This is a genomic window from Streptococcus sp. 20925_1_44, assembly GCF_041432435.1.
Lineage (GTDB): Bacteria > Bacillota > Bacilli > Lactobacillales > Streptococcaceae > Streptococcus > Streptococcus infantis.
In genome coordinates, this window is sequence record NZ_JAPVZQ010000003.1 from 140,953 (window position 1) to 159,092 (window position 18,140).

Here is an 18,140-nt window from a genome sequence, read left to right on the forward strand (position 1 = left end):
AACTTCTCAATTTGAGAACTTCCAATGGTTTTTCTTGTTCTTAGAATAGTCCGATAAAAAGTAGTAGAGCTGATAAAGCAATAAAAGCTAGGGTTGCTAGACCACGTTGGCCTGGGCTGTAAATCTTTCGTTCTCCTCGAACTGGGAAGACGATAGCCAGTAATGCACCCCCGACAGCACCTCCGACATGCCCAGCAAGGCTGATTCCAGGGATTAAGACACTACCTACTAGGTTGATGACTAAGAGGGAGAGGTAGGATTGACCAAGCTGTTGGAGATAGGGATTGCGTGAAGCATATCGGAGAACAACAATTGAGGCAAACATACCGTAGAGGGCAGTTGAAGCCCCTGCAGTAATAGCATTGGGACTAAAAACTAGGACAAAGAGATTCCCCATCATACCTGATAAGAGGTAGATAAAGAAAAACTGCTTGGAGCCAAAGATTTGCTCCATCTGACGCCCCAAAAAGTAGAGGGATAGCATGTTGACTAAAAAATGCTCCAAGCCAATATGAACAAAGGTTGCTGAGAATAAACGCCATATCTGTTCAGGCATGGCTTTAATAGCAGGAGGATAAATAGCTCCAAACTGATATAAGGTTCCTGCACTTGTGTAGTTGAAACCACTGGTTAGAAACATGAGTACAAAAACCAGGCTTGTCACGAGTAGAAAGAAGCTTGTGACAGGATACCGACGATCAAAAATTTCTTTCATAGATGAGTACCTCCTCAACAGGAATATCGTAGTGCTCAGGTTGAAAATTCTGAATCTGACATGGGAAAATCGTACTAATAGTATGACCTGGGAAATGCTCCAAGTAGCGGTCATAGTAGCCACCACCGTAGCCAACCCGATATCTAGAAGGATTGAAAGCTAAACCAGGAACATGAATCAGGTCAATCTGAGAGGGTTCAAGGATTGTGATGTCTCCTTGAGGTTCAAGAAGTCCAAAAGAATTTCTTTCGAGTTTCTCTGGTTCATATAGAACAAAGTCCATTTTCCCATGTGGATAGGTTTTGGGAATGAGGAGTGTCTTCCCATCTTTTTGAGCTTGTTCAATGAGTCTAGCTGTCTGAAATTCATGAGGAAAAGACAGGTAAGTGGCGATGGTTTTTACTTCCTTGTAGAAGGGATGTAGAAGTAGTTGCTCAGTCAACCAAGCGTCCATGACTTCCTTTTCTTCGGCTGATAGAGATTTGAGTTCTTGCAAGACCTTCTTGCGTAGGGCTTTTTTCATTGTTTACTCCGCAACTTTCTTTGCTAAAAAGCTTGATACAGCCTCGACACCGACAGCCAGAGCTTCTTCCTTAGGACTCATCTGTGGATGGTGAAGAGCATAGGGACTATCAATTCCAAGCCAGAACATAACTCCAGGAACCTTGGAGAGAAGATAACCAAAGTCTTCTCCTGTCATGGCAGGTTCGATGTCGATTAGTTCAATTCCCTCTTTTTCATCAAAGAAGGTCATTAATTCTCGAGCTAATTCAGGGTTGTTTTCGACTGGAAGGTAACCTCCCTGCTTGAGTTCAACTTCTACTTCCATATCAAAAGCAGCTGCTACACTTTCTGCAATGGCTTTGACTCGTTTTTGTACCAGAAGGCTCATCTTATGTGTTAAAGCTCGGATAGTTCCATGCAAGAAAGCTGTATCAGCGATGACATTATTGGTTGTACCAGCTTGAAAAACACCGAAAGTGACGACAGCTCCCTCGATAGGATCGACATTACGGCTGACAACCGACTGAACTTGGGTCACAAAATAGCTAGCTGCAACCAGAGCGTCATTTGCTTGATGTGGAAAGGCTGCATGGCCACCTTTACCCTTAAAGCGAATCTTGACCTCGCATGTTCCAGCAAAGAGTGTATGGGTATTGGTCGCAATCTGTCCAACTTTTAAGTCTGGACGAACATGGAGTCCATAGAATTGGTCAGGCAACCAGTCGCCAAAAGCATCATCTTCATACATGAGCATACCACCTGCTTCGTTTTCTTCCGCAGGTTGGAAGAGAAAGAGGAGATTGTTTTTAGGTTGGTTTTCTAGAGCACGTTCGAGACTTCCAAGGGCAATGGTCATGTGAAAATCATGTCCACAAGCATGCATACGGTCTGGATGCTGAGAAGCAAAGGGAAGGCCTGTTTGTTCAAGGATTGGGAGGCCGTCAATGTCTGTCCGCCAACCAATGGTACCTTCTGGCTGACTTCCTTGCAAGTAAACTAAAATACCTGTCCGCCAGGTTCGAATCTGAACAAAATCCTTACCAGCTGTTAATGTTTCAATGACATTGAGTAAATAAGCGTGAGTCTTGAATTCTTCTAAGCCAATCTCAGGAATTTGGTGAAGATCGCGTCGAGTTTTAATCAAATCTAACATAGTTAATTTCCTTCTATTGATACGAGAAAGAGGCTGGAAATATTTCCGCCTCTGTTCACTTTTACAAGGTACGAAGCGCATCTTCTAGCGCTGTTTTTTGTTGGGTTTGGCTATCTATTTCTTTGATGATACGAGCTGGAACACCTGCCACCACAACATTTTCTGGAACATCTTGAGTGACGATGGCACCTGCTGCGACAACAGATCCGCTACCGATTTGAACACCTTCGATAACCACAGCGTTAGCACCGATGAGTACATTATCACCGACACGGACAGGCTCTGCACTAGCTGGTTCGATAACACCTGCAAGAACAGCTCCCGCACCCACGTGACTATTTTTACCAACAATAGCACGTCCACCTAGAATAGCACCCATGTCAATCATAGTACCAGCACCGATTTCAGCACCAATATTGATTACAGCTCCCATCATGATAACAGCGTTGTCACCAATCTCAACCTGGTCACGGATGATAGCCCCTGGTTCGATACGAGCGTTGATGTCGCGTTTATCAAGAAGAGGTACAGCAGAGTTGCGAGCGTCTTGCTCAACAACATAGTCTTTATTTTCTGTTAGTCCTTCAAGAAGAGGTGCGATATCCTTCCAGTCTCCAAAAAGAACATTTCCAAGTTTGGTAACAGAAGCAGGGATAGCTCCGGCAAGTTGCCCCTCAAAGGTTACTTTTACGCTGGTCTTTTTCTCAGCATTGGCGATAAATTGGATAATTTCTTGTGCATTCATTTTTGTAGCAGTCATAGATGTCTCCTCACTCTTTGTAATGCTTACTATTCTACCAAAAAAGGCTTCAAAATTGAAGCCTTAAGTGTTAAAAGAAGATTCTTTCAGTTTGTCCTTTGATTCTTCGATGGACAAGAAGATCATGGGAATAATAATCAAAATCATAGCTAATAGCAGGTAACCGTCCAAGACCAGACCTAGAAATAGAAGGCTTAGAATAGCAGAGGATAGCGGTTCACTTGCACTAACCACTGACACCACTAATGGGGATACGAGCGAGACAGCCTTCATGGATAGGAAAAAGGCAAAAGCTGTTCCCAGAAAGGCAATGGTCAAACAAATCAAGATGCTCACCCAATCCAGTTGAAAACTAATTCTATAAACAGGATAGAGAAAATTACTAAAGAGTCCAGCCAGCATCATTCCCCAACCAACAGTAGGAACAAAACCATATTTTCGAGCAAATGGCTGGGGCAAAATGACATTAAACATAACTCCTAGGGCACTGAGCAGTCCAGTTAGTAAGGCGATAGGAGTGATGGATAACTTAGAGAGATCGCCTTTGGTAGCCATCAAAAAGACCCCAAGCATAGCAGTTAAAACATAGAAGATTGCTTTTTTAGAAGCTTTTTTCTTGTAGATGATGCGGTTGTAGATAAGAATGAAGACAGGACTGATAAATTGTAGGATGGTTGCAGTTGTCGCATTAGAGTATTCTACGCAGAGATAAAAGAAATACTGAACAGAGAAGATTCCTAAGATGGCATAAGCCAGAAAAGGCAGGTAGTTTTTGCGCTTTCTCCAGACATCGAATAGCTGTGAGCGAAACTTAAAGCTAGACAAGATGAGCACGAAACCACCTGCAAGACTTAGTCGCATAGAAGTGATCCAACCAGAGGAAACTGGATAATGCGTAAAGAAGAATTCTCCTAAAATGCCACAAATACCCCATATTAATCCGGAAAGGAGGGAGTATATGGTTCCCTTGAAAATATTCTTTTGATAGTGATTCATATAAAAGGTTAGCGTTGTAGTCTGTTTGACGAAGAGTCGTTACTTCCATTGGTAATATTATTGTTACTATTACTGTTATTATTGTTGTTGCTGTTATTATTGCTATTGTTATTTCGATTATTGTTGTTGTTGCTATTGTTGTTTGAATTATTATTGTTTGAATTAGATGATTTTGGTAAACTTCCCAAAATAGTATTCCAAGCATTTTGGTAATCAGAGTCACTTCCACCAATAGCAAATCTGTAGGTAGTAGTCGGAGCACCAGTTTGGTTTGCCCAGTAACTTGTTACCATTTCTCCAGTTACTTCAATTTCTCTACCGTTAATAGTAACCTTACCTGGTTTCTGACCAGTCGATCTAAGGACTTGAGAAGAAGTGATACTTGAGTCTAGGCTAAAGCGTTCAGAACCCCAAACAGAAGGAGAAGCTTGCTGAATAGCATTGACCAGATAAGCCATATATTTAGCATTGCGGTAGTGACCAGCTCCCTTTCCAAGAGGTCTATTGTCATCGTGACCAAGCCAACCGCCAAGTGTCAATCTTGGAGTTGAAAGCATGAGCCACATGTCACCATCTTCATTGGTTGTACCAGTTTTACCAATCCAGTCAGCACCTGCTAAACTTGGATTAATCGCAGCAAGGTCGCTCTGGAAGCTTGAAGTGACTCGTGACGAAATAACATCTCTCAACAAGCTCTGCATAATAGTTGCAGTCGCTTTAGAGTAGACCTGTACAGGTTCGTCTTTGTGCTCATAGATAACCTCACCACTAGTTTTTTCGATTTTTGAAATCATAAATTTTTTATGATACACACCGTTGTTGGCTAAGGTTTGGTATCCGTTTGTATGTTGAGCTACAGTAACATCGATTCCTCCACCCATAGGCAAACTTTCAATGTCGTATTCCGGGATTTCATAGCCCATTTTTTCCATGTAAGAGCGAACATCAACACCCTTTTCACGGAGTGTGCGGTAAGTCCAGTAGGCTGGAATGTTCCACGAATAATTGAGGGCTTCTTTCAAGCTCATCATGCCTGTACCAGGGCTATTGACATACATGATTGGGTTTCCGTTTGAGAAGTTAGTTGGATAGTTAGATAGGACACTTGCACTTCCCATCAAACCTTGGTCAATGGCAATACTGTAGGCTAGGATTGGTTTAGTAGTTGAAGCGGGAGAACGTTTGGTATTAAAAGCGTGGTTGTTTTGGTTACTTTGGTAATCGCGACCACCGACAAATCCTAAGATAGCTCCCGTTTGATTATCCATCAAAACATTTCCGACTTCAGGTTGACCGGTATTATCGTCGACTAGATAGCCATAGTTTGCGACTGCATCTTGCATGGCAGTATGGATAGCTTTGTCGATTGTAGTTGTGATACGGTAACCACCATTTTGAATCTCTTTTTCAGCTAATTCACGATAGGATTTTTGGATAGACTCGTTTTTGAGTTCTTGGGCAGAGACATTGTCTTTTTGTACCAAGTAGTCATACATGAGATTAGTTGCTTCATCGAGAGCAGTAAAGTAGAGATAGCCCCTAGAAGTTACGTTTACACTTTCTGCTGGCAAGAAATCTTGTTTGATGTCGTATGCTTTATAGGTTTCGTAGTCTTCTTGACTGAGGACCCCTGTTCTGTACATATTGTAAAGAACATCTTGAGAGCGTTTGATACCAAGTGCCATATCTTCTTCACTCTTCATTTCTCCCGTAGATTCATAAGGTGAGTAAGAGATAGGACTTTGTGGCAAGCCTGCTATGAAGGCTGCTTGAGGTATCGTTAGCTGATAGGCATCAACACCGAAAATACCCTTGGCTGCTTGTTGAGCTCCTGCGATATTTTGCCCTTTATTGTTACGACCAAATGGAGCGACATTGAGATAGGTTGTCAAGATTTCGTCCTTGCTCATTGCTCTCTCTAAGGCCAAGGCATCCACGATTTCAGTAGCTTTACGAGCTAGTGTAGGAGCATCACCAACCACTTGTTGCTTGATGAGCTGCTGTGTTAGTGTAGAGCCTCCACTAGAAGAACCAAGTCCGATAAAGTTTCCTAGGCTGGCACGAATAACCGCTTTAGGAACAACTCCATTATGTTCGGTGAAATGTTCATCTTCAGTCGCAATGATAGCCTGCTTGAGATTGTCTGAAATAGCATCCGATGCTACAGATGTCCGTAGGAGGTCGCTTTCAATAGCACCAATCATGGATCCATCAGCATAGCGAATCTCAGAAATGGATGGGATATCGTTCACTTGTTTGACTAGATCTTCTGTTTGAGGAACGGTCACTTTGTCAAATAGAGATACAGCATAACCGAAAACAACCCCAGTACCTAAAAGTCCACCAAGAAAGGCGATGATGAATAGGGTATTAAAGGTTGCCTTGATTCCCAGTAAGATATTGGCAAAGATAGTCCAAATATTCGTTTTGGTTTGCTTTTTCTTTTTAGAATTTTTAGGACCTTTTTTTCCTAGATGTATATTTTTTAGTTTTGTTTTAAGGGACTCCAGTAAGGCCAGTCCTTTTTCTTTCATAGATAATAATTTATTCTTCATTTCTTTCCTCACTCCTTATTATTATACCATAAAAGCAATGATTGCAAGAAATTAGGCTTGGACTAGCTTTGGAGGTGTTTAGGCAACAAAAAGACCAGGTGTTTTCAACCTGGTTTAAGGGCTTATTTTTCTCCTGAGAGTTCTTTCCCGAGGTTAATCAAATAAGTCTTCAAGTCATCTTTGACTTGAGGATGTCTAAGTGCGTAGTCGATTGAAGTTTTCATAAAGCCAAACTTGTCTCCAACATCATAACGAGCCCCCTTGAATTCACGAGCAAATACACGTTGAGTTTTGTTGAGGGTATCAATAGCGTCTGTTAGCTGGATTTCATTTCCGGCACCAGGCGTTTGATTTTCAAGAATACCAAAAATCTCTGGTGTGAGGAGGTAACGACCGATAATCGCTAAATCACTTGGTGCGTCCTCAGGTGCTGGTTTTTCAACGAAAGTTTCAACGCTATAAAGTCCACCTTTTCCTTCACCTTGAGGTGCGATAACACCATAAGCAGAGACTTCTTCGTGTGGTACAGGCATTACGGCGATAGTAGAAGCGTGAGTTTCTTCGTAATCATTCATGAGTTGCTTGGTCAATGGGACAGCATTGTCATCAGTGATATCCATGAGGTCATCTCCCAGCATGACCACAAAAGGTTCATTCCCAACGAATGCTTTGGCTTGTAAAACGGCATCTCCAAGCCCGCGTGGGTGTGTTTGACGGATGAAGTGAAGGCGCATGCCAGTCGTTTCATCAACTAATTTTAAGAGATCTGTTTTTCCTTTTTCCTTGAGGTTGTATTCTAGTTCAAAGTTTGAGTCAAAGTGGTCTTCGATAGAACGTTTTGACTTCCCTGTTACAACAAGAATGTCCTCAATTCCAGACTTGAGAGCTTCTTCTACGATGAATTGGATGGTTGGTTTATCCACGATTGGCAACATTTCTTTGGCCAAGGCTTTGGTTGCCGGGAGGAAGCGAGTTCCAAGTCCCGCAGCAGGGATAACAGCTTTTCTAACTTTTTGCTTCATGAGCATCCTTTCTAACGGTGATTAAGACCACTCGTTTTCTGCCTTGAACTCGTTACTCATGAGTTCAGAAACAGCATCCTTAATATTAACATTTTCATAAATAACTTGGTAAATAGCCTGGGTAATAGGCATATAGACTCCAAGCTCTTGCGCCAATTCGTAAGCAGCTTTGGTAGTTGAAATTCCTTCGATGACCATTCCCATGTTGGCTTCGATATCTGCCAAGGCTTCACCACGCCCAAGAGCATCGCCTGCTCGCCAGTTACGTGAGTGGACAGAGGTTCCTGTAACGATTAAATCCCCAACACCTGAAAGTCCGCTATAAGTCAGTGGATTTGCTCCAAGCTTGACTCCTAGACGAGTGATTTCCGCAAGCCCGCGCGTGATAATAGCTGCTTTAGCATTATCACCAAAGCCAAGTCCATGGAGGGCCCCTGCACCAACAGCAATGATATTTTTAAGAGCACCAGCTGTTTCCACTCCAATCACATCTGTATTGGTATAAAGACGGAAGTAGTGGTTGCTAAAGAGTGCTTGAACATACTGAGCTGTTTGTAAATCTTTAGAAGCAGCAGTAATCAAGGTGATGTCGCGGACAATTGTTTCTTCTGCGTGACTAGGACCAGATACAACCACAATTTCACTGCGGAACTCTTCAGGGATTTCTTCTTCAAGAATGGTTGAAAGACGTTTGTGACTATTTGGCTCGAGACCTTTTGAAGCATGCATAATAACCACTTTATGATCCAAAACAGCAGCTACCTGTTGAGCTACCAATCTTGTCACCTTAGTTGGAACTACGAACAAGACAGCGTCAACGCCCTTCAAGACTTCTGCCAAATCATGATAGGCAACAATCTTTTCGTCTAATACAGTATCCTTAAAATAGCGTTTGTTGGTATGTTGTGTATTGATTTCGTCAATTTGGTCAGGAATATTTCCCCAGATACGTACTTCATGTCCATTGTCATTTAAAACTTGTGACAGAGCAGTACCCCAAGAACCAGGCCCTAAAACAGCGATGGTTTGTTTGTTCATTTTTCCCTCCTTCTGAGAAAGCACTTTCCTATATTCTACCATAAAAAGCACTAACTTGCATTAATATTATTTATTAAGAATTGTTTGAATAGGAAATTATATAAATTGGAGAAATTTGAGAAACTATCAGTATAAATATCTAGTATTTAAAGGTCAAAACGATAAAAATGACGAAAAGAGAAACAATATTTTCCTTAAAAATGGTATAATAGGAGCATCACGAAAATTGGAGAGACAGCATGAGTTTTTACAATCATAAAGAAATCGAGCCTAAGTGGCAAAAACACTGGGCTGACCATCACACCTTTAAGACAGGAACAGATGCATCAAAACCGAAGTTTTATGCATTGGACATGTTCCCTTATCCATCTGGAGCAGGTCTGCACGTAGGGCACCCAGAAGGCTATACAGCGACCGATATCCTCAGTCGTTTCAAACGTGCCCAAGGCTACAACGTCCTTCACCCAATGGGGTGGGATGCTTTTGGTTTGCCTGCAGAGCAATATGCTATGGATACAGGGAATGACCCAGCAGAATTCACAGCGGAAAACATTGCCAACTTCAAACGCCAAATCAATGCGCTTGGATTCTCTTACGACTGGGATCGTGAAGTCAATACTACAGACCCAAACTACTACAAATGGACGCAATGGATTTTTACTAAGCTTTACGAAAAAGGCTTGGCTTATGAAGCTGAAGTGCCAGTAAACTGGGTTGAAGAATTGGGAACAGCCATCGCCAACGAAGAAGTTCTTCCAGATGGAACATCTGAGCGTGGTGGCTATCCAGTTGTCCGCAAACCAATGCGCCAATGGATGCTTAAAATCACAGCTTATGCAGAACGCTTGCTCAATGACTTGGATGACCTTGATTGGCCAGAGTCTATCAAGGACATGCAACGCAACTGGATTGGGAAATCAACTGGTGCCAATGTCACCTTCAAAGTCAAAGGAACAGACAAGGAATTCACCGTCTTTACCACTCGTCCAGATACCCTTTTTGGTGCGACCTTCACTGTTTTGGCGCCTGAGCATGAACTAGTAGATGCTATCGTAAGTGCGGAACAAGCTGAGGCTGTTGCTGAATACAAACACCAAGCTAGTCTTAAATCAGACTTGGCTCGTACAGACCTTGCCAAGGAAAAAACAGGGGTTTGGACTGGTGCTTATGCCATCAACCCTGTAAATGGCAAAGAAATTCCAATCTGGATTGCCGACTATGTTCTTTCTAGTTACGGAACAGGTGCTGTTATGGCTGTACCTGCCCATGACCAACGTGACTGGGAATTTGCTAAACAGTTTGGCCTTCCAATCGTAGAAGTGTTGGAAGGTGGAAACGTAGCAGAAGCTGCCTACACAGAAGATGGTCTTCACGTCAATTCAGACTTCCTAGATGGACTCAACAAAGAAGATGCGATTGCTAAAATCGTGGCTTGGTTGGAAGAAAAAGGTTGTGGTCAAGAAAAGGTGACTTACCGTCTCCGTGACTGGCTCTTTAGCCGTCAACGTTACTGGGGTGAACCAATCCCAATCATTCATTGGGAAGACGGGACTTCAACAGCCGTTCCAGAAAGTGAATTGCCACTTGTACTGCCAGTAACCAAGGATATCCGTCCTTCAGGTACTGGCGAAAGCCCATTAGCTAACTTGACCGACTGGCTGGAAGTGACTCGTGAAGATGGTGTCAAAGGTCGTCGTGAAACTAACACTATGCCACAATGGGCAGGTTCAAGCTGGTACTACCTCCGCTATATCGATCCACATAACACTGAGAAATTGGCTGATGAGGATCTACTCAAACAATGGTTGCCAGTCGATATCTACGTGGGTGGTGCAGAACACGCCGTTCTCCACTTACTTTACGCTCGTTTCTGGCATAAATTCCTCTATGATATCGGTGTCGTTCCAACCAAAGAACCATTCCAAAAACTCTTTAACCAAGGAATGATTTTGGGAACAAGCTACCGTGACCATCGCGGTGCTCTTGTGGCGACTGACAAGGTTGAAAAACGTGACGGTTCCTTCTTCCATGTGGAAACAGGGGAAGAATTGGAGCAAGCACCAGCTAAGATGTCTAAATCCCTCAAGAACGTGGTGAACCCAGACGATGTGGTGGAACAATATGGTGCTGATACCCTTCGTGTCTATGAAATGTTCATGGGACCACTCGATGCTTCCATCGCTTGGTCAGAAGAAGGTCTAGAAGGAAGTCGTAAGTTCCTCGACCGTGTGTACCGTTTGATTACAAGTAAAGAAATCATTGCGGAAAACAATGGTGCTCTAGACAAGGTTTATAACGAAACCGTTAAAGCTGTCACAGAGCAAATCGAGTCTATGAAGTTCAACACAGCCATTGCCCAACTCATGGTCTTTGTCAACGCAGCTAACAAGGAAGACAAACTCTATGTAGACTACGCCAAAGGCTTTATCCAATTGATTGCCCCATTTGCGCCTCATTTGGCAGAAGAGCTCTGGCAAACAGTCGCAGCAACAGGCGAGTCTATCTCTTATGTAGCTTGGCCAACATGGGACGAAAGCAAATTGGTTGAAGATGAAATTGAAATCGTCGTCCAAATCAAAGGAAAAGTCCGTGCCAAACTCATGGTAGCCAAAGACCTTTCTCGCGAAGAATTGCAAGAAGTTGCTCTCTCTGATGAAAAAGTCAAAGCAGAGATTGACGGCAAAGAAATCGTGAAAGTGATTAGTGTACCTAATAAGCTTGTAAATATCGTAACGAAATAAATTTAAAAGTCCTTCAGAGCTAAGTTCTGGAGGATTTTTTGTAGATTACCTGTGAGATGTGATATACTATTCACATCTTTAGACTTATAAGTGGAAGACAAGGAGAAAGCTATGCCAGTAAATGAATACGGTCAGATGATTGGTGAACCTGTAGATGATACACCTGGAGTTTTGCCTTCACTTGTACGGATAGAAGGGCGATATACGATTATAGAAGCTCTATCGGTGGAAAAGCATGCAGAGGATTTATTAGCTGTCTATGGCCCAGATAGTCCTCGTGACATGTGGACCTATCTCTTTCAACCACCAGTAGAAAATCTCGAAGAATTAATCGTCGCTTTAAAGCAGATGATTGAGCGAAAGGATCGCTTTTACTACGCAATTATCGATAAAGCGACTGGTAAAGCACTGGGGACTTTTTCGCTCATGCGTATTGACCAAGCCAATCGCACCATTGAAGTTGGCGCGGTGACCTTTTCTCCGGCTCTCAAACAGACCAGGTTGGGAACAGAAGCTCACTATTTGCTAGCTCGTTATGTTTTTGAAGAACTCAACTATCGCCGCTATGAGTGGAAGTGCGACGCCCTCAATCTTCCATCTAGAAAAGCAGCAGAACGTTTGGGCTTTGTCTATGAAGGAACTTTCCGCCAGGCAGTTGTTTATAAGGGGCGTACGAGAGATACGGATTGGTTGTCTATGATTGATAAGGACTGGCCTCAAGTCAAAGCTCGTTTAGAAACATGGTTGGCTCCTGAAAATTTTGATAAAAATGGACGACAGTGCAAGAGCTTGAGAGAACTTTAAGAGGTGTTGACATGATCACTATTAAAAAGCAAGAAATTGTTAAGTTAGAGGATGTTTTGCATCTCTATCAGGCAGTTGGATGGACAAATTATACACATCAACCTCAGATGTTAGAGAAAGCCTTGTCTCACTCATTAGCGATTTATCTGGCATTTGATGGTGATGCCGTGGTGGGCTTGGTCCGTTTGGTCGGAGATGGTTTTTCATCGATTTTTGTCCAGGATTTGATCGTTTTGCCTAGCTATCAGCGCCAAGGGATTGGTAGCAACTTGATGAAAGAGGCTTTAGGTGACTTCAAAGATGCCTATCAAGTCCAACTAGTGACCGATCAGACAGAAAAAACCTTGGGATTCTATCGTTCTCTGGGTTTTGAAACCTTATCTACTTATGATTGTATAGGAATGATTTGGGTGGATCGAAAAAAATAAAATAATTTTTTTATCTTAAGTTAACTTTAAGTTTACTCATGTATCATGTAATCATTAAGTAAAGACCTCCTAACTTTATTTAATAGAAATCCTAAACTTTTCTTTTTCATAATAATCTCCCTAAAGAAGCCACCAAATCAGGTGGCTTTTTTTATGTTCAAATGCAGAAGTTTTAAGGTAGAATTGACCACATAATCATCCATTTCGACCACATAGCACCAAACTATATTTTTTCTTTTTCCTTTTTGTTAAACTGAAGGTGTAAAAAGGAGGAAGGAAATATGATTTTACAAGCAAAAGGCCTCACTAAGAACTATGGAGACCATACAGCAGTAAAAGATATAAATTTAGAGTTTAAAAAAGGAAGTTTTAACGCAATCTTAGGACCTAATGGGGCTGGTAAATCGACCACGATTTCAATGTTAATCGGACTTAAACGAGCAACTAATGGTCAAATCATCTATGCGCCCAATACTAGGATTGGAGTTGTTTTTCAAGCAAGTGTATTGGATGAAAAGTTGACGGTCAAAGAAAACCTAGCCATTCGTGCCCAGCAGTATAAGGGGATTAAAGGTGGTCGTGTGGAAGATTTAATCAATCAACTAGGGTTGACTGCTTTTCAGAAACAACTTTATGGAACTTTATCAGGAGGACAGAAACGTCGAGTTGACATTGCTCGGGCTCTCCTATCCAATCCCGATATTTTATTTCTAGATGAGCCTACGACTGGACTAGATATTCAGACTCGCAAATCCATTTGGGATTTATTGTATCGTCTACAAAGAGATGAAGGGATGACTATTATCTTAACGACTCATTATCTGGATGAAGCAGATGAGGCAGATCAACTTTATATTATAGATCATGGAAAGGTTATTGCCCAAGGTTCTGCTGCTGAAATTAAAAGTGAGTACGCTTCCAATCTTTTAAAAATTTGTTTTAAAGACAAGCAGGTGGAGAAATTCTTACCTAAAAATATGCCTGTGGAAAAGGAAAATGAGTTTGAGTATAGTCTTTATCCTAAGAGCCAATTGGAAGCTATTGATTATTTGACCCAAGTTCGTGAGAAGATTGCTAGCTTTGAATTTCGTCCAGGAACTATGGATGATGCCTTCATAACCCTTACAGGAAGAGAGGTGCGCTAATGTTAGCCTTATTAAAACGTGATTTTTTGATGTATTTTCGTAATCGTTCAGGAGTCTTTTTCTCATTACTGGGAGCTTTGATTTCCTTTCTACTCTATATCTTTTTTTTGCAGAAAAATTTGATGGATGCCTGGTCCCAACTTCCTGATAATAAGAGCCTTTTAAATAACTGGCTGATGGGTGGAACCTTGGCTGTGACTGGGATTACAACCAGTTTTACAGCTTTGACCCAGATGGTACAAGACCGTGAAAATCAAGTGGATCAGGATCTCTTTTTGACAGATTTAGGGAGCTGGGGCTTGCAACTGTCTTATCTTATTAGTAGTCTTATTATTTCCTTTGTTATGCAAGCCTTTATGCTTATTGTTATGAGCCTTTATTTTCAAGAAATTCCAGCTATGAGTAAGCTATTTGAAATAAGTTTAATCATGCTGCTAAGTAGTCTCCTTTCAACATTGGTAAATGTACTCTTGATTTATCATTTCCAGTCAGTAGATAGTCTGGGTAAATTGGCTACAATTGTAGGTACAGCTTCAGGATTTTTAGTAGGAACTTATGTACCAATGGGAATTCTTCCTAACTTCGCTCAAGTTCTCATGAAGTGCACACCGGCTACCTATCTTGCTTCTCTCTATAGACAGGTCTTAATGAAGGAGCAATTAGAAACTACATTTATGGGGAATAGTAGCTTATTAGAAGAGTTTCAAGAAAAATTAGGAATCCGGCTTAATTGGCAGAACCTTTTAACAAAGGAAGAAACATACTTAATAGTGGTGAGTATCTGCCTCCTAACTTTTCTGCTTTGGCTGGTAGTAGTTAAAATCTCTAGCAAAAAAATAAAATTTATAGGTTAAGCTAACTTTAAGTCTTCTCTTGTATCATATGGATATTAAATAAAGACCTCCTAACTTTATTTAATAGAAATCCTAAACTTTTCTTTTTCATAATAATCTCCCTAAAGAAGCCACCCAATCAGGTGGCTTTTTTGTTTGTGGGCTGGATTTTTGCTATAATAGGAACATGAGTAGAATTTTAGATAATGAAATCATGGGCGATGAGGAGTTGGTAGAACGTACCCTCCGTCCCCAATATTTACGTGAATATATCGGACAAGACAAGGTCAAGGATCAGCTTCAAATCTTTATTGAAGCAGCTAAAATGCGTGATGAGGCGCTGGACCATGTTCTTTTGTTTGGCCCTCCAGGTCTCGGGAAAACAACCATGGCTTTTGTCATTGCCAATGAATTGGGAGTCAATCTCAAGCAAACGTCTGGTCCCGTTATCGAAAAAGCCGGTGATTTGGTAGCGATTTTGAATGACTTGGAGCCAGGAGATGTGCTCTTTATTGATGAAATTCATCGCTTGCCCATGTCGGTGGAAGAGGTGCTTTATAGTGCAATGGAAGATTTCTACATCGACATCATGATTGGTGCAGGGGAAGCTAGCCGTAGTGTTCATCTAGACTTGCCTCCTTTTACCTTGATTGGTGCGACGACACGAGCAGGGATGCTCTCAAATCCTCTTCGTGCACGTTTTGGGATCACTGGTCACATGGAATACTATACCCATGACGACTTGACAGAGATTGTCGAGCGGACGGCAGATATCTTTGAGATGGAAATCACTCATGAAGCTGCTTCGGAGTTAGCTTTACGTAGTCGTGGAACTCCTCGTATTGCTAATCGTCTTCTCAAGCGCGTGCGTGACTTTGCGCAGATTATGGGCGATGGCTTGATTGATGATGTGATTACGGATAAGGCTTTAACTATGCTGGATGTAGACCATGAAGGTTTGGACTATGTAGACCAGAAAATTCTCCGCACCATGATTGAAATGTACGGTGGCGGTCCTGTCGGTTTAGGAACACTTTCGGTAAATATTGCTGAAGAGCGTGAGACGGTAGAGGATATGTATGAACCTTACCTGATCCAGAAAGGCTTTATCATGCGAACTCGTTCAGGACGGGTCGCGACAGCTAAGGCTTATGAGCATTTGGGATATGAATACATTGAAAAATAAGACTGAAATCTTAGACTCTTTCAGAGAAAATCCTGATATGATGGCTATTCTGACCATCATCCGTGACTTGGGGTTGAAAGATTCCTGGTTGGCAGCTGGTTCGATCCGAAATTTTATCTGGAATTTCTTGTCAGATAAGCCAGCATTTGACCGTGAAACAGATGTGGATGTGATTTTCTTTGACCCAGATGTGAGTTACGAAGAAACGCTAGCTCTAGAGAGCAAGCTGAGAGATGATTTTCCCCAGTACAAATGGGAATTAAAAAATCAAGCCTATATGCATCAGCATAGTCCCCATACGGAACCGTATGTGAATTCCTGTGACGCTATGAGTAAATATCCCGAACGTTGTACGGCGATAGGACTTCGCTTGCATGCTGACGCAACTTTAGAGCTCTTTGCTCCTTATGGTTTAGAGGATATTTTGAATTTTCAGGTTTCTCCAACTCCCCATTTTTTAGAAAATGACGACCGGATGAAGCTTTATCAACAGCGTTTATCTAAGAAAAACTGGCAAGTAAAATGGAAAAATCTCACATTTAAAAATACTTAAGGAAACTTTAAGATAGGAGCTGTATACTTATCTCATAAGTTAAGAAGAACTTAACTTATACTCCTAAAACTTTTTCATAATAATCTCCCTATAAAAAAATTAAGTCGCCCAATCAGGCGGCTTTTTTTGTTGTGAACTTGAGATAAGGATAGTTCTAAACAAGGGCAAACACTGGAGAAATGTTGACAAAGGTCAAAGATTTCTCTAGTATAAGAAGTGAGCTAGAGATTTTCTGAGATTAGAGTAAATTGAAGTCCAGTGGTTTGAGAAAGAGATGTTGAACAATGACTAAAAGAATGAAAAACAATAGGAAACTAGTTAATCTAGGATTGTTTAAAAATAAAATAGTCTATTATGACTTAAAAGAAAAGAAACTTTACTTTTCCATTCTCGAAAGAACATCTAAGAATCACCATTACTATACTCTTGGACTCACTTTGCTATCTCTCCCCATTATTAGATTGCTGAATGGTTTAACCATTTTTGATATACCTACTATCAAATATTCTAGTTTCATTCTATGTTCCTGTCTTTCCTTGCTCATAGGGAAATTTGTAGTTGACTATTATGACAAAGACTTGGACTTATATCCTGCATTGTTTACAGATATTGAGTACACAGAATTTTTAGAAATAGCAAAGAAAAATGGAACTCTTGCTTTCGTATTTAATATTATTAGTAGTGTCAGTTTGATGGGTTCCTTGATAGTTTACCTGGTCTATGCAAAGTTTTTAGGATTGCTGATTTATTCTGTTCTTTTGTTCATTCTTTACATCTGTGTGGTCAATAATGTACATAGACGGAATAAAGTGATTAAAAAACTAATTTGGTTAACGATTAACGAATAAAGACCTTCCGTATTTTCCATATGATTTGGTTGCGGAAGACGCGAAAATATAGGATGGGTTAAAACTAGATATGATTCAGATAGTATAAGTCCTCAAAGGAGATATGATGAAAAGAGATACTATTTTTATTGAAGAAAAAATTAATGAACTCATTAAATTTAATGAAATGATGATTAAGGAATGGTTACAAGAGTTAGACCAACTTAACCAAGGAATTAATCCCTATAAACGTCCAATTGAAGAAGTTATTAGACTAACTAGAGAAGATATTTCTATTTATCAAGAAAAGAAAATGATAGCCACCTACACTGCAGGTTATTCTATTGAGAGATTCAAAGAAGAGTACCTTAAATATGTCGATAGCCTTCTCCCTATTTGGTATAGTAATTCAGGATATGATGCAATGCTCTGGGCTCTTTCCATTGGTATTTTGTTAGAGGTTGATGAAACGACTTTTGATAAATTGGTAGATTTGGTAAGGAAAGATGATCCAGAGGACTATTTGATCGATTACCTTATCCAGTCTCGTCATCCAGAGTGGACGATTCGGATAAACTATAATTTTCCAAGACCCTATGGCTTTACTCGGAAAATTATTGAAGAAGAGAATGCTGAACAGGCCCTCAAACTGCTCAAAGAATATGTAACTAAGAAATGGTATTCAGGACATAGGGATACAGGTTGGTATGACCTGCATAAAGAGAATATTGATAATTATTATGGGTATTGGTCCTTTGAATCTGGCGCTCTCTGCAAGCTTAAGGACTTGGATTACAAGGAATTGGAAGGTGTTCCGTATTTCCCTTATGATTTGGTTGCGGATGGTGAGACGGAAGAATAAGTCTCGTAGAGTGTTATT

The 18,140-nt window shown here is 41.0% G+C and carries 17 protein-coding genes; 9 read left to right on the forward strand and 8 right to left on the reverse strand.

Going from position 1 to position 18,140, the window contains the following annotated elements; genetic code table 11:
* Window positions 1-40: 40 nt before the first annotated feature.
* From O3643_RS05015 to O3643_RS05050, 8 genes are all read right to left on the reverse strand, one after another.
* Window positions 41-715 carry a rhomboid family intramembrane serine protease gene (locus tag O3643_RS05015; RefSeq protein WP_371500270.1) on the reverse strand — a complete coding sequence of 225 codons (675 nt, stop codon included), beginning with the start codon at window positions 713-715 and terminating at the stop codon, window positions 41-43.
* Window positions 699-1,238: a 5-formyltetrahydrofolate cyclo-ligase gene (locus O3643_RS05020; RefSeq protein WP_371500272.1), complete on the reverse strand. Its 540-nt coding sequence runs from the start codon at window positions 1,236-1,238 to the stop codon at window positions 699-701. Before O3643_RS05020 ends, O3643_RS05015 begins: the two co-directional genes overlap by 17 nt.
* Before the next feature lie 3 nt (window positions 1,239-1,241).
* On the reverse strand, window positions 1,242-2,372 hold the full coding sequence (locus O3643_RS05025; protein ID WP_371500274.1) for an N-acetyldiaminopimelate deacetylase: 1,131 nt from the start codon (window positions 2,370-2,372) through the stop codon (window positions 1,242-1,244).
* A gap of 61 nt (window positions 2,373-2,433) precedes the next feature.
* Window positions 2,434-3,132, reverse strand: a complete 699-nt coding sequence (gene dapD / locus O3643_RS05030) for a 2,3,4,5-tetrahydropyridine-2,6-dicarboxylate N-acetyltransferase (protein WP_223334045.1) — start codon at window positions 3,130-3,132, stop codon at window positions 2,434-2,436.
* 63 nt (window positions 3,133-3,195) lie between these two features.
* Window positions 3,196-4,128, reverse strand: a complete 933-nt coding sequence (locus O3643_RS05035) for a DMT family transporter (protein ID WP_371500276.1) — start codon at window positions 4,126-4,128, stop codon at window positions 3,196-3,198.
* Between the two features lie 8 nt (window positions 4,129-4,136).
* Window positions 4,137-6,683, reverse strand: coding sequence for a penicillin-binding protein PBP1B (gene pbp1b / locus O3643_RS05040; RefSeq protein WP_371500278.1), 2,547 nt, complete (start codon window positions 6,681-6,683; stop codon window positions 4,137-4,139).
* Window positions 6,684-6,805: 122 nt separating this feature from the next.
* Window positions 6,806-7,705 carry a UTP--glucose-1-phosphate uridylyltransferase GalU gene (gene galU, locus O3643_RS05045; RefSeq protein ID WP_371500280.1) on the reverse strand — a complete coding sequence of 300 codons (900 nt, stop codon included), beginning with the start codon at window positions 7,703-7,705 and terminating at the stop codon, window positions 6,806-6,808.
* Between the two features lie 21 nt (window positions 7,706-7,726).
* Window positions 7,727-8,743 carry an NAD(P)H-dependent glycerol-3-phosphate dehydrogenase gene (locus O3643_RS05050; RefSeq protein WP_371500282.1) on the reverse strand — a complete coding sequence of 339 codons (1,017 nt, stop codon included), beginning with the start codon at window positions 8,741-8,743 and terminating at the stop codon, window positions 7,727-7,729.
* A gap of 239 nt (window positions 8,744-8,982) precedes the next feature.
* On the opposite strand from O3643_RS05050, the gene leuS reads away from it, so the two are divergent.
* From leuS to O3643_RS05095, 9 genes are all read left to right on the forward strand, one after another.
* Window positions 8,983-11,484: a leucine--tRNA ligase gene (leuS, locus tag O3643_RS05055; RefSeq protein ID WP_371500284.1), complete on the forward strand. Its 2,502-nt coding sequence runs from the start codon at window positions 8,983-8,985 to the stop codon at window positions 11,482-11,484.
* Window positions 11,485-11,595: 111 nt separating this feature from the next.
* Complete coding sequence (locus O3643_RS05060) at window positions 11,596-12,288, forward strand: GNAT family N-acetyltransferase (protein ID WP_371500286.1); 693 nt, start codon at window positions 11,596-11,598, stop codon at window positions 12,286-12,288.
* A gap of 11 nt (window positions 12,289-12,299) precedes the next feature.
* On the forward strand, window positions 12,300-12,716 hold the full coding sequence (locus O3643_RS05065) for a GNAT family N-acetyltransferase (protein ID WP_371500288.1): 417 nt from the start codon (window positions 12,300-12,302) through the stop codon (window positions 12,714-12,716).
* Window positions 12,717-12,997: 281 nt separating this feature from the next.
* Window positions 12,998-13,861, forward strand: a complete 864-nt coding sequence (locus O3643_RS05070; RefSeq protein ID WP_371500290.1) for an ABC transporter ATP-binding protein — start codon at window positions 12,998-13,000, stop codon at window positions 13,859-13,861.
* Window positions 13,861-14,715 (forward strand): ABC transporter permease, encoded by an 855-nt coding sequence (locus O3643_RS05075; protein WP_371500292.1) that lies wholly within the window; start codon window positions 13,861-13,863, stop codon window positions 14,713-14,715. Before O3643_RS05070 ends, O3643_RS05075 begins: the two co-directional genes overlap by 1 nt.
* A 166-nt stretch (window positions 14,716-14,881) precedes the next feature.
* Entirely contained in the window at window positions 14,882-15,880 is a 999-nt protein-coding gene (ruvB, locus tag O3643_RS05080) for a Holliday junction branch migration DNA helicase RuvB (RefSeq protein ID WP_006151318.1), read from the forward strand.
* Complete coding sequence (locus tag O3643_RS05085) at window positions 15,861-16,433, forward strand: nucleotidyltransferase family protein (RefSeq protein ID WP_371500295.1); 573 nt, start codon at window positions 15,861-15,863, stop codon at window positions 16,431-16,433. The genes ruvB and O3643_RS05085 overlap by 20 nt, the downstream gene beginning before the upstream one ends.
* 284 nt (window positions 16,434-16,717) lie before the next feature.
* The gene (locus tag O3643_RS05090) at window positions 16,718-17,281 is read left to right on the forward strand and encodes a hypothetical protein (protein ID WP_371500297.1); all 564 of its coding nucleotides are present in this window, start codon (window positions 16,718-16,720) and stop codon (window positions 17,279-17,281) included.
* Between the two features lie 103 nt (window positions 17,282-17,384).
* Window positions 17,385-18,122, forward strand: a complete 738-nt coding sequence (locus tag O3643_RS05095; protein ID WP_371500299.1) for a PoNe immunity protein domain-containing protein — start codon at window positions 17,385-17,387, stop codon at window positions 18,120-18,122.
* Window positions 18,123-18,140 lie beyond the last annotated feature (18 nt).